We start from the raw sequence: 13,631 nt of genomic DNA, 5'->3' as shown, positions 1-13,631 counted from the left end.
GAACGGGAATTTCTGACACAGGGGCAGGCATCATGCGCAATCTCGACGAGAACACGATCACCGATGCCGTGCTCGCGCGGCATGAGCACGCGGGCAATGCGAGGCTCAAGGAGGTGGTCGGCAGCCTTGTGCGTCACTTGCACGCGTTCGCACGCGAAGTGAACCTCACCGAAAGCGAATGGGAAGCGGGCATTCGCTTTCTGACGGAGGTCGGTCACATGAGCGATGAAAAGCGCCAGGAATTTATCCTGCTCTCGGATACGCTCGGACTCTCCATGCTGGTGGTCGCCATGGCGAACCGCAAGCCTGCCGGCTGCACGGAGGCGACCGTATTCGGCCCGTTCTTCGTCGAAGGCGCACCCGAGTACGAGAACGGCGCGGATGTCGCGAACGGCGCAACGGGGATGCCGTGTTTCGTGTCGGGGAAAATCAGAGGCCTCGATGGCGAGCCGGTGCCCAATGCGCGCATCGAAGTCTGGCAGGCCGATGCCGACGGTCTCTACGATGTTCAATACCCGGACGACGGCGGGCATCGCGGCCGCGGCGCGCTGCATAGCCGCGCGGACGGCAGCTACCACTTCCGCTCGATTGTCGGCGAGCCGTATCCGATTCCGCACGACGGGCCGGTGGGCCGCATGCTCGATGGGCTGGGCCGGCATCCGTGGCGGCCCGCGCATCTGCATTTCATGATCACGGCGCCCGGCTATGAACGGCTCGTCACGCATGTGTTTCGCGAAGGCGACCCGTATCTCGACTCGGACGCCGTGTTCGGTGTGCGGTCTTCGTTGATTGCGCCCTGGGTGCGGCACGATGCGGGCGTGGCGCCGGATGGCACGCGGATGGCGGCGCCGTTTTATACGCTCGAGTTCGACTTTGTGCTGAACCGCGCAAAACCTTAGCGCGGCGGAGCATCCGCGCGCACGAGCCCCGCGCTTTCCATGGCATCCATGTGGCGCGCAATGGCGCCGGGTGTGGTGATCCAGACGTCGCCTTGCGCGCGGGCCTCGGCAATGTGCTTCAGCGCGCGTCGCAGGTGTCGCAGACGATAAGGCTGTCCGACCAGGTACGGATGCAATGCGATGCCCATCACCAGCGCTTGCGGACATCGGCTGGTGTGCACCTGCTCGCGCATTTCGTCGAACTGATCGATGATCATGTCGGCAAACGCGCAGCCGTCCAGTTGGCGGCCGATGATCATCGGCAGATCGTTGAGTTCCTGCGGATACGGAATCGACCAGAGCGGACCGCCGCGCGTGGCCATCCGGACCGGGCGGTCGTCGTGACACCAGTTCAGCGTGTAGCCATAGCCGGTTTCGGCAAGCAGATCCGGTGTGGCAAGCGACTCCGAAATCCACGGGGATAGCCAGCCGGCCGGCGGCGTGCCCGCATGCGCGGCGATCCGGTCGCGGCAGCGCACGAGCAGGGCCCGTTCATCGGCCTCGGACAGCGTGCCCTGCCGTTGCGAGTTCGTATGGCCGTGTCCGATCAGTTCGTCGCCGCGGGCGACGCATGCGTCGATCACTTCCGGACAATGATCGTAAAGCGAGGTATTGATCAGCACGCCGGCCGGCATGTCGAGCTGATCGAACAGCTCGAGGCAACGCCATACGCCGACGCGGTTGCCGTACTCGCGCCAACTGTAGTTGAGCACGTCAGGCTCCGGCGATATCGGCCCGAGCGCGGCGCCCAGCCCGCTGCCGAATGCGAAGTGCTCGATATTGAAGCCGAGATAGACGGCGAGCCGCTTGTCGCCGGGCCAGCTGAACGCGTCCGCGTCAGTGATCGCGCGATACGGAAAGCGGCCATGTGTCGCTAGCGGATCGATCGCAGCCGCGCCGGCGGCGCGGACGTCGAGGGTTTCTTTCATGTTTTTGACGATATTGACAAAGACCATGCGGCGCGGGAAATCACGCACGCGATGATCGGGTTTCCTGAGCATCTGCCCAAAAAATCGTTGTCGACAATACGTCGATTTGTCGTATCCGGCAAGCGGTCAAAACTGTGTACCAAAACGGGGTGAGGATTCGCCTATCTGGCGCATGCGCGCGCCAACAACGGGCGTGCCGATGCGCTGCGAGGCAGGCACGGCGCGGACACCGCTGTGGCGACATGCGACGCACAACGACGCTGCGTACGCGGCACCGCACATCTTGCATACCGAACACAGCCATCTGGCATACATGTTGCGATTCACCGCGTCCATTTTCCGGCGCACATCGTCATGCGCCGCCCGCTTCGCTTCTCTTACTGATCTCTTTCATGACGCCAGTCAGCCGTGCCGATGTCGCCTATCTGTCGATGCGGCAAGCCATCGTCGAACAGGCGCTCGTGCCCGGCACGAAGCTGCCCGAGGATGCGCTCGCGGCGCATTTCGGCGTGAGCCGCACGCTGATTCGCGCGGCGCTCGCGCGGCTCGCGAACGAAGGCCTGATCGATACCGGCAACAAGCGCAGCGCGACCGTGGCGCGGCCGAGCCGGGAAGAAGCGAAGGCGGTGTTCGAAGTGCGCCGCTGCCTCGAGGTGGAGGTCGTGCGTCTGGTGGTGCAGAACTGGCAGCCCGGGTTCGTCGCGTTGCTCGACGAACATGTACGCCGCGAAGAGGCGGCGCGCGGCGCCGGCGCGAAGCTCGAGCTGCGCGTCGCTAGCGAGTTTCACATGCTGCTGGCGCAACTGAGCGGCAATGCGCTGATGGAGCGCTACGTGTCGGAGGTCGTATCGCGTTGCTCGCTGATTCTCGCGGTGCACGGTCATGAACCGTCGCAGGAGTGCGGCATGCGCGAACACCGCACGCTGATCGCCGCGCTGCGCAAGCGCGACGCGGCGCTTGCGCAGCAATTGATGAGCGACCATCTGCAAGCGCTCGAGGCGCGTTCGCTGGTCGACCGCGCCGAGGTGGCGCGGCCCGACATCGTCGACATACTCGGGCGCTATTCGGCGGCTTTCGCGCCCGCGGACCAGCCGTCAGCCGCCGCGAAGCGTGCCGCCCGCAAACCACGCGAACCACAAGGATCACGCGAATCACGCGAGCGGGCCCCGAAGCGAACGCGCGGCGCATGAGACGTCCGCCGGCCGCGTCAGTGAAGTCTTTTTCCCGCACGCCTGAACACACTAATCGAATCAATCGAACCTACGCCTGGAGCGAACGCAGATGAAGCAGCGAATCAATCGACGACAATTTCTCGCCCTGTCCGGCGCCGGCGCGGCTGGCCTCGCCGCCGGCATGATGCCGCGGCTCGCGGCCGCGAAGGACAAGCTGACGGTCGGCATCGTCTATGTCGGGCCGCGCGACGATTTCGGCTGGAACCAGTCGCACGCGCTGGCCGCGCAAGCGCTGCGTGCGCTGCCCAACGTCAATGTGGTCGAAGAAGAAAACGTGCCCGAGACGATCGCGGTGCGCAAGACGATGGAGTCGATGATCCAGCTCGATGGCGCGTCGCTGATTCTCGGCACGTCGTTCGGCTACTTCGATCCCTACATGGTCGATCTCTCGCGCGCCTATCCGAACGTGCAATTCCGCCACGCGAGCCGGCTATGGGACCCGGCGAAGCAGCCGAACAACCTCGGCGGCTATTTCGCGTATCGCGACCAGGGCCATTACGTGAACGGCGTGGCGGCCGGCCTGTCGACCAAAACAAATCAGATCGGCTATGTCGCGGCAAAGCCGATCGGCATCGTATTGCGCACGATCAACTCGTTCATGCTCGGCGTGCGCAAGGTGAACCCGCACGCCTCGGTCAGGCTGATCTTCACCGGCGACTGGACGCTGCCGGTGCGCGAAGCCGAGGCGACCAATGCGCTGATCTCGGGCGGCTGCGATGTGATCGCGTGTCACGTCGACAGTCCGAAGGTCGTCGTCGAAACGGCTGAGCAGCACGGCGTGAAGAGTTGCGGTCACAACACGTCGCAGGCCGCGCTCGCGCCGAAAGGTTTCATCACCGGCGCCGAGGCGAAATGGGAAACCGCGTACAAGGGCTACGCGACCGATATCGCCGCGGGCCGCAAACTGCCGAACGTGCTGTACGGCGGCTACGACAAGGATCTGGTCGCGAGCACGCCATTCGGCGCGGGGGCGACCCCGCAGGCGCGCAATGCGGCGCTCGCGGCGATCGCCGATCTGAAAGCGGGAAAGCCGATCTATGTCGGTCCGATCCGCAGCAATACCGGCAAGATCGTAATCGACAAGACCTACGGCAATTACGATCCGTTCCTCGATCAGACCGACTACCTCGTCGAGGGCGTGGTCGGTTCGATCGCCTGACTCTCACCGTTTCCACTGTGCAATCGGGTATGGCGAGCGATTCGACGCAATCCATCACACCGCCGGCAAGCGCCGCCGGTGTACGCGAGCGCCGCGAGCGCTTCTTGCCGCTGCGCCAGGGCGCCGAAATGGTGACGATTTCAGCGCTCGCCGTGTGCGGCGCCGCGTCGCTCTTTTCGGTGCTGCTGCTCGCACTCGGCGTCGCGCCGGGCGAGTTCTTCGAACTGGTGTGGCGCGGCGGTTTCGGCACCTGGTTTTCGCTGCAGAACACGCTCGTGCGCGCGGCGCCGCTCGTGTTCACCGCGCTGACCGTCGCGATTCCGGCGCAGCTGGGTCTGGTCGTGATAGGCGGTGAAGGCGCGCTCGTGCTCGGCGGCTTCGCGGCCGCCTGCGCGGCACTGCCGTTCGGCGGCGGCGCGGCGCCCGCGCTCGTCACGACCGCCATGGTCGCGGCCGCGCTCGCGAGCGGCGCCGCGTGGATCGGCGCGGTCGGCGCGTTGCGGCATTTGCGCGGCGCGAACGAGACCATCTCGAGCCTTCTGATGTCGTACCTCGCGATCGCGATCCTGAACTTCTTCGTCGAAGGACCGCTGCGCGATCCGGCGAGTCCGATCAAATCGTCGACGCGGCCGATCGGCGACGCGAACATGGTCGGCAATATTCCCGGCACCAGCGTGCATTGGGGCCTCGCGGTCAGCGTCGCAGTTGCGCTCGCGGCGTGGATCCTGATGCGCCGCACGACGTTCGGCTTCGCGGCACGGCTGACCGGCGGCAACCTGCGCGCCGCGCGTGCGCAGGGTTTGCCGGTCGGACGGCTGATCGTCGCGGCGTGCGCGCTCGCCGGCGCGTGCGCGGGGCTTGCCGGCTATTTCGAAGTGGCCGCGGTGCAGGGCCGCGCGAATGCGTCGCTCGCGGCGGGCTACGGCTTTTCCGGCATTCTCGTGTCCTTTCTCGCGCGTCACCATGCGCTTGCGATCGTGCCGGTGGCGATTCTGGTCGGCGGCATTTCGGCGTCGGGCGGCCTGATCCAGCGGCGGCTCGATCTGCCCGATGCGACCGTGCTGCTGCTCGAGGGCACGCTGTTCGTGGTGCTGCTCGTGAGCGAGACGTTGTACGGGCGTTTTGCGATCTTCCGGGCTGCGCGCGGCGTGCCCGACCTCGACGGACAACCATGATGGCCACGACCGATATCGGCATCTGGGCGGTCCCGCTCGCGATGCTCGCCGGCGCGATTCGCGTGTCGACGCCTTTTCTCTTCGTCAGTCTCGGCGAATGCCTGACCGAAAAGTCCGGACGCATCAACCTGGGTCTCGAAGGCACGCTCGTGTTCGGCGCGATGGCGGCCTATGCCGTGAGCTTCCACACGCAGTCGCCGTGGCTCGGCACGCTGTGCGCCGGTTTTGCCGGCGTCGCCTTCGGCGCGCTGCACGGCGCGATCTGCCGGCTGCCGCGCGTGAGCGACATTGCGATCGGCATTGCGCTGATGCTGTTCGGCACCGGGCTCGCTTTTTTCTTCGGCAAGCCGTATATCCAGCCCGATGCGCCGCATCTGCCGTCGCTCGCGCTCGGCGCGTGGTCCGCGCTGCCGCAGGTGCGCGCGGCGCTGCAGATCAACCCGCTGTTCCTGATCGGCATCGTGCTCGCGATCGGCTTGGCCTGGGCGCTGCGGCGCACGCGTTGGGGACTCGTCGTGCGCATGTGCGGCGATTCGGCGAGCGCGGCGCGCGCGGCCGGCTATCGCGTCGACGCGGTACGGCTCGTGGCGACCGCGCTGGGCGGATTCATGGCGGGCGTCGGCGGCGCGTTCCTGTCGCTGTCGTATCCGGGCAGCTGGAGCGAAGGACTGTCGTCGGGGCAAGGGATGATGGCGGTGGCGCTGGTTATTTTCGCGCGCTGGCATCCGCTCGGCTGCGTGGGTGCCGCCTTGCTGTTCGGCGCGGCGGGGGCGATCGGGCCCGCGCTGCAAAGCATCGGCGTGACGTCGGGTTATTACTTCTTCAACGCGGCGCCTTATATGCTGACGCTCGTCGTGCTCGTTGCGTCGTCGTCGCCGCGCCGCAACCTGAAGGGCGCGCCGGCCGAACTGTCGATTACGCGCCGATGAGGCAAACCGGCACGGGCGCCGGCGCGCCCGTGGCTCGCGCTCTGCCGGCGGTTTCTTTCAGGTGACGATCATGACGTATTCCTCTGCGGTACCCGCCGCGCCGCGTGCCGGCGACTCGCCCGCCCGTGCCGGTCTCGCGCTCGAGACGGTCGGGATCACGAAGCATTTCGGCGCACACGTCGCGCTCGACGAGGTATCGATCAAGGTGCGCGCGGGCACGATCCACGCGTTGCTTGGCGAGAACGGCGCGGGCAAGTCGACGCTCGTCAAGTGCGTGATGGGCGAGTACAAGGCGACGCGCGGACAGGTTCTGCTCGACAACCGCGAGGCGGCCATCGACGGTATCCGCGACGCGCACCGGCTCGGGATGGGCATGGTCTATCAGCACTTCACGCTGGTGCCTTCGTTGAGCGCGGCGGAGAACCTCGTGATGGCGCGCGCCGACGTGCCGTCGCTGATCGACTGGCGCGCGGAGAAGCAGAAACTGCGTGCCTTTCTCGAGCGCATGCCGTTGCGCGTGCCGCTCGAGCGGCCAGTCGCGAGTCTCGCGGCCGGCGAGCGGCAAAAGCTCGAAATTCTGAAGCAGCTCTATCTCGCCCGGCGCCTGCTGATTCTCGACGAACCGACGTCGGCCCTCACGCCCGGCGAGGCCGACGAAGTGCTGACGCTGCTGCGCACGCTCACGCGCAGCGAAGGGCTCACCGTCATCATGATCAGCCACAAGTTTCGCGAGGTGATGCAATACGCGGACGAGGTCAGCGTGCTGCGGCGCGGCCGGCTGGCGGGCGCGGGGACGGTCGGTGAACTGTCGGTCGATGCGATGAGCCGCATGATGGTCGGCGACGCGGTGCTTCGCGAAGCCGCGCCGCGTCGGGCGTGGGATCTCGCGCAGCAGCCGGTCGCGCTCGAACTCGAGCGCGTGAGCGCGGATGACGACGACGGCCTGCCGGCGGTGCGCGAGGTGAGTCTCCCGGTGCGCGCGGGCGAAGTAGTCGGCATCGCTGGTGTGTCGGGCAACGGTCAGGCGCAACTCGTCGAAGTGCTGTCGGGTCAGCGTGAGGCAAGCGGCGGGCACATGCTCGTCGGCGGCCGGGCCTACCGGCCGCGGCGCGCGCAGATGCGCGCCGGCAAGGTGTTCTGCCTGCCTGAGGAGCCGCTGCGCAATGCGGCGGTCGCGCATATGACGGTGGCCGAAAACATCGCGTTTCGCGTGTTCGACGCGCCGGGGCTGCGCGGCTTCTGCGGCTGGCTGTCGCCGGCGCGCATCCGCCGTCACGCGCTCGGGCTGATTGCCGCGTACCGCGTGAAGACGGCGTCGCCGGACGAGCCGATCGGCAACCTGTCGGGCGGCAACGTGCAGCGTGCAATTTTGTCGCGTGAGCTGTCGGGCGAGGTCGATGTTCTGATTGTCGCGAATCCGTGTTTCGGTCTCGACTTCGCGTCCGCGGCCGAGATTCGCGCGCGGATCGTCGAGCAGCGCAACCGCGGCGCGGCCGTGCTGCTGATCTCGGAGGACCTCGACGAGATTCTCGAACTCGCGGACCGCGTCGCGGTCATGAGCGAAGGGCGCATCGTGTACGACGCGCCCGCGAGCGAGACCGATCAGCCGGCGATTGCGCGTGCGATGGCCGGCGAGGCGTCCACGGCGGCCGCGGATCGCCGATACGCCGCGCAGGCGTGAGGCGCACGCCACGCGCACGCCGCGAGGAGCGGCGCCGCATCGCTTCGCGCGCAACCGGCGCCGCTCAGCAGCAGCCGAACCACGCGCTGGTTCGATAGAACGGGCCGAGATCGTCGGACAGCGCGTCGAGCGTTTCGCGCCATGCGCGCACCGACGGCTGCGCGTCGATGCGGGCGCGCAACTGGCCGATCAGTTCGGTGCGCAACGCCGCTTCGTCGACGCCGCGCACGCGGCCGCCGGCCACCACGGTTCGGCCGCCGATCACGACTTCGTCGATATGCGCGCCGCTGCCGCGGGCGAGCAGTAGCTCGAACGGTTCGACCGGGAACAGCGCGTCGTCGTCGAGCGCATCCCAGTCGACGAGCATGAAATCGGCGGCCGCGCCGACCTCGAGCCGCCCGCCGGGCAGCGCGCCGGCACGCGTGCCGAGCACACTGCGCCGGCCGTTTTGTGCGGCGAACGCCCATAGCTGCGCGCGCGTCATGGTGACGTCGAAGCCCCAGCCGCGGTGCAACTGATACGCGAGGCGCAACTCGCGCAGCGCATCGTTGTCCTCGTCGAGACCCGTGCAATCGAGGCCGAGCGCGATCTGGCAGCCGTGCCGCAACATCTCGGGCACGGGCGCGATGCCGGATTTCAGATACAGATTCGAACTCGTGTTGACGGCGATCGTCACGCCGCGCTCGGCAAGCTGCGCGAGTTCGTCGGGACGCGCGTACACGCAGTGCGCGAGCGTGAGCCGCGGACTGAGCAGGCCGAGATCGTCGAGATAGCGGACGATGCCTTGCGGGTGCGTGCGATCGGCCCATGCACGCTGATAGCGCGTCTCCAGCAAATGCAGATGGACCGGGCGGTCATGGTCGGCCGAAGCCTGCGCGATCGCCGCGAGCAACGGCGTCGAGCACCACTGGACGCCGGTCGGTCCATATTGAACCGTCACGTGCTCGCCATAGCCTTCGCTGTCGATCATGCGGGCGACATCGTCGACAAGCGCAAGCTGCTGCTGCGCCGACACCGGTTTGACGGCGAGCTGCTCGGCCACTGCGGCGCGGATCGCGGGACGCAGCGCGGCGAGCGCGGTCGCGTCGTCGCAATAGGCGATGCCCTGGCGGTCGCGCATCGCGACCGCGAAGCCGATGCGGTTGCCGACGTCACGCGCGGCGCGTGCGACCGCGCGTGCTTCGTCGACATACGGCATGCCGCCCTGCACGCGGGTGTAGTGCACCATCAGATTCGCGACGCCATGACGCACCGAGCGGGCGAATGCGGCCGCGGCGCTGAGATAGGGGTCGGCGCCGGGGGCGAGGCCCATAAACGGCAGCCAGCTTTCGAGCGGCTTGTCGAACGCGCCGACGCTCGCGCTGCGCAGATAGCGCCCGTGATCGTGCGCATTGCTGAGCGCGGGCAGCGCGACGCGCCGCGGCTTGTCGTACGGCGCAGGCGGTTCAGGGGCAGGCTCGATCGCGGCAATGCGGCCGTCTTCGATGCTCATGCACATGCCGGCTTGCGCGGGCGTCGTGCCGGGGTCGGCTAATAGCCAACTGCATGGCCTGCTGCGGTCGTACGAGTGGTTCATAGGCGGGAGCCTGGGTTGCGTTCATTCCGCACCGCGCGCTTTATCGGCGCGCGCGCCGTGCGGGCAGGTTCGGGGGTACGCGATTCTAACCAGCCAGAAAAAGCCGCAATGGCGCGGCCCGCTCCGTCACGCGCGCACGAGTCCCTCGACATGCCGCTGTGCGACCGTTTGCCCGAACAGCGCCGATGCCGTGCGTTGTGGATCGAGCCGCAGGCTTTCCGCAGCCACGCCCGCGATCAACGCATCGAGCGCGGTGGTCGGCTTCAGATCGCGTCCCTCGTACAGCTCTGTTTTGCGCAGGCCCGGCCAGTCGGCGATCACGCGGCCGCCTGCTACCGCGCCGCCGATCAGCATCGCCGCCGATGCGGTGCCGTGATCGGTGCCGCCCGTGCCGTTCTCGGCCGCGGTGCGTCCAAACTCGGTGGCGACCAGTACGGTGGTGTGCGCCCAGTGCGGACCGAGTCCGTCGCGCAGCGCGGCCAGCAGCGCGTCGAGGCCTTTTAGCGTCGTCGCGAGCCGTTGCGTTTGCGCGCTGTGCGTGTCCCAGCCGGCGGTTTCGATCATCGCGATGCGCGGGCCGTCGTCGCGTGCGAGCAGCGTCGCGGCGAATGTGCCGAGTGTGCCGGCGTCCTGGCGTGCGCGTGTGCCCGCATCGCCGACCATCGCGCGTGTCGCGGTCGCCGCGTCCCATAGCGGTTTCAACTGCGCGTCGTGCTCGTAGAGCTGCGTGACGCGCATCATCAGGTCATCCTGCGCGGGCGGCAAGGCGGATGGCGCGTAGGACGTCACCGCCGTCTTGCCGCGCAGCGCCATCGGCACCGACGGTGCGAACGCGATCGCATCGGGCCCGCGCGGCAGCAGTCCGGCCAGGCGGTTGAGCCAGCCGTCCTTCACCTGATACGGCGCCGTGCCGCCGGTTTCGAGCACGTTCTGTCCGTCGAAATGCGAGCGGTCGCGATAGGGCGACGCGACGGCGTGCACGAACAGCGCCTCATGCGCGGCGTACATCTTCGACGTTTCCGCGAGCGACGGATGCAAAGCGAACATGCCGTCGAGCCTGGTCGTGTTCGCCGGGTCCATTGCCAGCGAGCCGCGTAGCGATGCATACGCCGGGTCGCCATACGGCATGACGATGTTGAGCCCATCGGCCGCGCCGCGCTGGATCACGAACACGAAGCGGCGTTCGGTATCGGCGCGCGCGAACGCGATGTTGGGGATCGAAAGCGGCGCGACAAGCAGCGCGCCCGCGCCGGCGGCCGCGACGCGGATAAAACGACGGCGGGACATCACGATGCTTACCTCCGCTGGAAATCAGGTGAGACAAAGAGCAGCGCAAGCGCCGTCGACGCGCTTTCGGCGCGCGATACGGCAATCGCCGTCGGCGTGCTGAGCGAGCCCGCGAACAGACGCTCGCCGAGCGTGCGCGCATCGAGCCGGTCGCCGACACGCGACGCGAGCCGCTGCGCGAGTTCGACACGGCGCAGCAGCGCATCGGGCGATGCCCAGCTCGCCGCGACGTCGTCGTAGCCCGCGGGGGAGCCCGGCCGCCAGACCGGTTGGCCGAGCTGCGTGAAAAGCGCGGCGGTTTGCAGATCGCCGAGGTCTTGCCAGCCGAGGCCGCGCATGGCCGAAATCGTCCACTCCCACGGCGATTTGAATTTTGCGGAAGCGCCCGACCAGGCCTGCGGCGCATCGATCAGGGCGCGATAAACGGCCGGCAGATCGCCCCCGCTTTGCGTGAACGCGGTCGCGATGCGCGAGACGGCGTCGGGCGGCGGCGTGTCCGAGATAAAGTGGCGCGCCAGTTTGTCCGCGATATGGTGCGCGGTGGCGGGCGATGCCGCGAAGTCGTGCAATACGGCGAGCGGTTGGGCTTCGCCGGTCTGATCGTACTGGCGTCCGGTTACGGTGCGCGCGCCCGGTTCGTGCTGCGCGAGGCGGAAGACGAAGCGGCCCGGTTCCGCGGGGGCGGGGCGAGCGGGCGCGTCGCCACCGCCTGCGCGCGCGAGCGGCAACGCAATGCTCCAGCCCGTCATCGCCCGCGCGAATTCGGTGACGTCCTGCTGCGTGTAGCCGCTGCGCGCCCCGAGCGTATGCAGCTCCATGATCTCGCGCGCGAGGTTCTCGTTGAGCCCGCGCGGGCGCGTCGGATGACGCTGTGCGGTACGCATGGCCGCGATGCTGTCGGGCCCGACCGAGTTCGTCTGGTCGAGAAAAAACTGCATTGCCGGATGACGTTCGACGGCGACGAGCATGTCTTCGAAACGGCCGAGCACATGCGGGCGTATCGCTTCGGCTTCGAATGCACCGGCCAGAACGGCGACGGGCGGCTTTTCCGTCGAGATCGCGAAGTGGTTCGCCCAGAAGTGAACGAGGCGTTCGACGAACGGCGTTTGCGTGTTCAGTGCGCTGAGCACGCGGGCGTTCACTGCGTCGCGGTAGGTACTGACGATGTCGGTGCGCAAAGCCTTGCGCGCCTGTTGCGCGGCCGTTTGCGCGCCGGCGGTGGCGGATGCGGGTTGCGGCGCCTGTGGCGCTTGCATGGAGGGCGCGCCGCTATCCCTATTGTTCGCCGTACTTATCGCACCCGATGCTGCGGCATCCTTTCCGTTTTTGCGCATCTCGCGCACTTCGCGCTGGCGTTGCACGAAGTCGACGACGAGCGTTGCCGAGTCGGGCTCGCGCGACCACGCCGGCGGGCGCGGATCGTAATGGTCGAACTGCGCGAGCAGCCACGCCTTCGGGTCGGGCGGCGCAGGCTCGTTCGCGTTCGCGCCGAGACCGAAGCGGTTCAGCGCAATGGCGGCGTGGGCGGTGGAAGCTGCGTCATTGGCATCGTTCATCGGCATTCCTTCTTTGCAAGCATCGGCTATGTCTGTCCGTTACACGGAAGTCGCGCCTCAATCCGTCGCTGTGCTCGAAGATTTATTGACTGGCCGCTTTCGACGCCGGCTGCTGTTTGGGCGCGGGTTGCCGCCATTGGCCGTATTCGCGCAGGCTGTCCGCGAACTGCGCGCGCTCTTGCGGCGACAACGACGCGGCGAAATCGGCCACGCTTTGCTCGACGCGCGCGCGCAGTGCTTCATCGGCATTGCGCGTGCGGGCAAGCGCGGCGTCGAGCGCCGGGCGGTTCAGCTCCGCCTCGCCGAGCAGACGCAGCACATCGCGGCGCCCTTCGCGGCCGGAGCGTACATATGTGCGGCCGTCGCGGCGCGCTTGCTGCAGGTCTTGTGCGAATTGCTGCCGGCGTTCGTCGGAGAGCTGATCGGCGGCGAAGCGCAAGGCGTGCGGCTGCGTCTGTGCCTGCGCCTGAGTCGGGACGACGCCCGCGGCGGCGCGCGGGCGGCTCGCGAACCATTGATAGGTGCCGCCCGCTATCGCGCCGAGCAGAAAAATGTTGAGCACGAGCGAGGCGACAAGCGCCCATTTCAGCGAGTGTCCGTTCATTCGCCGCTCCAGTCGGCGGTTGCGCCGTCGAAGCTGGTGGCGAGCGGCGGCGTATCCGATGCCGTACCGGACGAAGTGCCCGGCGGCGGGCTGCCCGCGAGCAGGACGAACGACACGATGAAGGCGCCGGCCAGCGCGCCCGCGAGGCCCGCGCCGATCAACGCGGCGCCGGACCACCAGACGCGTGCGCGCGGCGAGCGTGCCGTGCGAGACGCGCGGCCGTGCGGCGACCACGCCGGCGCCAATGCCGGCACCCATGCCGGCGCCGATGCGATGATGCGGTGTGTCAGCGCGGCGTCGGGCTGCGGTGGCGTGTCGGTGGCGAGCCATGCGTCGAGTTGCGCGGCGGCGCTTACCAGCGCGTGCGCTTCGTCGCGATGCGCTTCGGCCCACGCGAGCGCGGCCGCGCGCTCGCCGGCCGGCCAATGACGCGCATCGGCGCCATACGCATCGACGATCGTGCGGAATCGGTCAGGTGTCATCGGAAGTCCTTGTGCGTGTGTCCTGCGGGTGTGGCGTGGCCGGTTGTGGCGGCGGCGGTGCGGGCTTTTCATCGGGCAGCGAC

Annotated in this window: 12 protein-coding genes; 6 read left to right on the top strand and 6 right to left on the bottom strand. The window is 67.9% G+C overall.

Going from position 1 to position 13,631, the window contains the following annotated elements:
- The first annotated feature begins 32 nt into the window (after window positions 1-32).
- Entirely contained in the window at window positions 33-899 is an 867-nt protein-coding gene (locus ACYPXD_RS01820; protein WP_459706777.1) for an intradiol ring-cleavage dioxygenase, read from the top strand.
- Here ACYPXD_RS01820 and ACYPXD_RS01815 read toward each other — a convergent pair.
- Window positions 896-1,867 (bottom strand): polysaccharide deacetylase family protein, encoded by a 972-nt coding sequence (locus ACYPXD_RS01815; protein WP_459706976.1) that lies wholly within the window; start codon window positions 1,865-1,867, stop codon window positions 896-898. The two genes, ACYPXD_RS01820 and ACYPXD_RS01815, sit on opposite strands and share 4 nt — an antisense overlap.
- 392 nt (window positions 1,868-2,259) lie before the next feature.
- Here ACYPXD_RS01815 and ACYPXD_RS01810 point away from each other — a divergent pair, with 392 nt between their 5' ends.
- From ACYPXD_RS01810 to ACYPXD_RS01790, 5 genes are all read left to right on the top strand, one after another.
- Complete coding sequence (locus tag ACYPXD_RS01810) at window positions 2,260-3,057, top strand: GntR family transcriptional regulator (RefSeq protein ID WP_459706775.1); 798 nt, start codon at window positions 2,260-2,262, stop codon at window positions 3,055-3,057.
- Window positions 3,058-3,148: 91 nt separating this feature from the next.
- Window positions 3,149-4,258 carry a BMP family ABC transporter substrate-binding protein gene (locus tag ACYPXD_RS01805; RefSeq protein WP_459706773.1) on the top strand — a complete coding sequence of 370 codons (1,110 nt, stop codon included), beginning with the start codon at window positions 3,149-3,151 and terminating at the stop codon, window positions 4,256-4,258.
- Window positions 4,259-4,287: 29 nt separating this feature from the next.
- On the top strand, window positions 4,288-5,433 hold the full coding sequence (locus ACYPXD_RS01800; RefSeq protein ID WP_459706771.1) for an ABC transporter permease: 1,146 nt from the start codon (window positions 4,288-4,290) through the stop codon (window positions 5,431-5,433).
- Window positions 5,433-6,362 carry an ABC transporter permease gene (locus tag ACYPXD_RS01795; protein WP_459706769.1) on the top strand — a complete coding sequence of 310 codons (930 nt, stop codon included), beginning with the start codon at window positions 5,433-5,435 and terminating at the stop codon, window positions 6,360-6,362. The genes ACYPXD_RS01800 and ACYPXD_RS01795 overlap by 1 nt, the downstream gene beginning before the upstream one ends.
- A gap of 70 nt (window positions 6,363-6,432) precedes the next feature.
- Complete coding sequence (locus ACYPXD_RS01790) at window positions 6,433-8,043, top strand: ABC transporter ATP-binding protein (RefSeq protein WP_459706767.1); 1,611 nt, start codon at window positions 6,433-6,435, stop codon at window positions 8,041-8,043.
- 64 nt (window positions 8,044-8,107) lie between these two features.
- On the opposite strand, the gene ACYPXD_RS01785 is transcribed toward ACYPXD_RS01790, so the two are convergent.
- The 5 genes from ACYPXD_RS01785 to ACYPXD_RS01765 all read right to left on the bottom strand — a co-directional run bounded on the left by ACYPXD_RS01785 (window position 8,108) and on the right by ACYPXD_RS01765 (window position 13,548).
- Window positions 8,108-9,619, bottom strand: coding sequence for an amidohydrolase family protein (locus ACYPXD_RS01785; RefSeq protein ID WP_459706765.1), 1,512 nt, complete (start codon window positions 9,617-9,619; stop codon window positions 8,108-8,110).
- 126 nt (window positions 9,620-9,745) lie between these two features.
- Window positions 9,746-10,906 (bottom strand): DUF1501 domain-containing protein, encoded by a 1,161-nt coding sequence (locus tag ACYPXD_RS01780; RefSeq protein ID WP_459706763.1) that lies wholly within the window; start codon window positions 10,904-10,906, stop codon window positions 9,746-9,748.
- Between the two features lie 8 nt (window positions 10,907-10,914).
- Window positions 10,915-12,462, bottom strand: a complete 1,548-nt coding sequence (locus ACYPXD_RS01775) for a DUF1800 domain-containing protein (RefSeq protein WP_459706761.1) — start codon at window positions 12,460-12,462, stop codon at window positions 10,915-10,917.
- An 82-nt stretch (window positions 12,463-12,544) separates the two neighbouring features.
- Entirely contained in the window at window positions 12,545-13,066 is a 522-nt protein-coding gene (locus ACYPXD_RS01770) for a periplasmic heavy metal sensor (RefSeq protein WP_459706759.1), read from the bottom strand.
- On the bottom strand, window positions 13,063-13,548 hold the full coding sequence (locus ACYPXD_RS01765; RefSeq protein WP_459706757.1) for a hypothetical protein: 486 nt from the start codon (window positions 13,546-13,548) through the stop codon (window positions 13,063-13,065). Before ACYPXD_RS01765 ends, ACYPXD_RS01770 begins: the two co-directional genes overlap by 4 nt.
- Window positions 13,549-13,631 lie beyond the last annotated feature (83 nt).

This window comes from Paraburkholderia sp. 2C (genome assembly GCF_054589215.1).
This window is presented reverse-complemented; position numbering and strand designations above follow the sequence as displayed.

Coding starts and splice junctions, on each gene's coding strand:
- ACYPXD_RS01820 (WP_459706777.1), top strand. CDS start 33: ATGCGCAATCTCGACGAGAACACGATCACCGATGCCGTGCTCGCGCGG.
- ACYPXD_RS01815 (WP_459706976.1), bottom strand. CDS start 1,867: ATGAAAGAAACCCTCGACGTCCGCGCCGCCGGCGCGGCTGCGATCGAT.
- ACYPXD_RS01810 (WP_459706775.1), top strand. CDS start 2,260: ATGACGCCAGTCAGCCGTGCCGATGTCGCCTATCTGTCGATGCGGCAA.
- ACYPXD_RS01805 (WP_459706773.1), top strand. CDS start 3,149: ATGAAGCAGCGAATCAATCGACGACAATTTCTCGCCCTGTCCGGCGCC.
- ACYPXD_RS01800 (WP_459706771.1), top strand. CDS start 4,288: ATGGCGAGCGATTCGACGCAATCCATCACACCGCCGGCAAGCGCCGCC.
- ACYPXD_RS01795 (WP_459706769.1), top strand. CDS start 5,433: ATGGCCACGACCGATATCGGCATCTGGGCGGTCCCGCTCGCGATGCTC.
- ACYPXD_RS01790 (WP_459706767.1), top strand. CDS start 6,433: ATGACGTATTCCTCTGCGGTACCCGCCGCGCCGCGTGCCGGCGACTCG.
- ACYPXD_RS01785 (WP_459706765.1), bottom strand. CDS start 9,619: ATGAACCACTCGTACGACCGCAGCAGGCCATGCAGTTGGCTATTAGCC.
- ACYPXD_RS01780 (WP_459706763.1), bottom strand. CDS start 10,906: ATGTCCCGCCGTCGTTTTATCCGCGTCGCGGCCGCCGGCGCGGGCGCG.
- ACYPXD_RS01775 (WP_459706761.1), bottom strand. CDS start 12,462: ATGAACGATGCCAATGACGCAGCTTCCACCGCCCACGCCGCCATTGCG.
- ACYPXD_RS01770 (WP_459706759.1), bottom strand. CDS start 13,066: ATGAACGGACACTCGCTGAAATGGGCGCTTGTCGCCTCGCTCGTGCTC.
- ACYPXD_RS01765 (WP_459706757.1), bottom strand. CDS start 13,548: ATGACACCTGACCGATTCCGCACGATCGTCGATGCGTATGGCGCCGAT.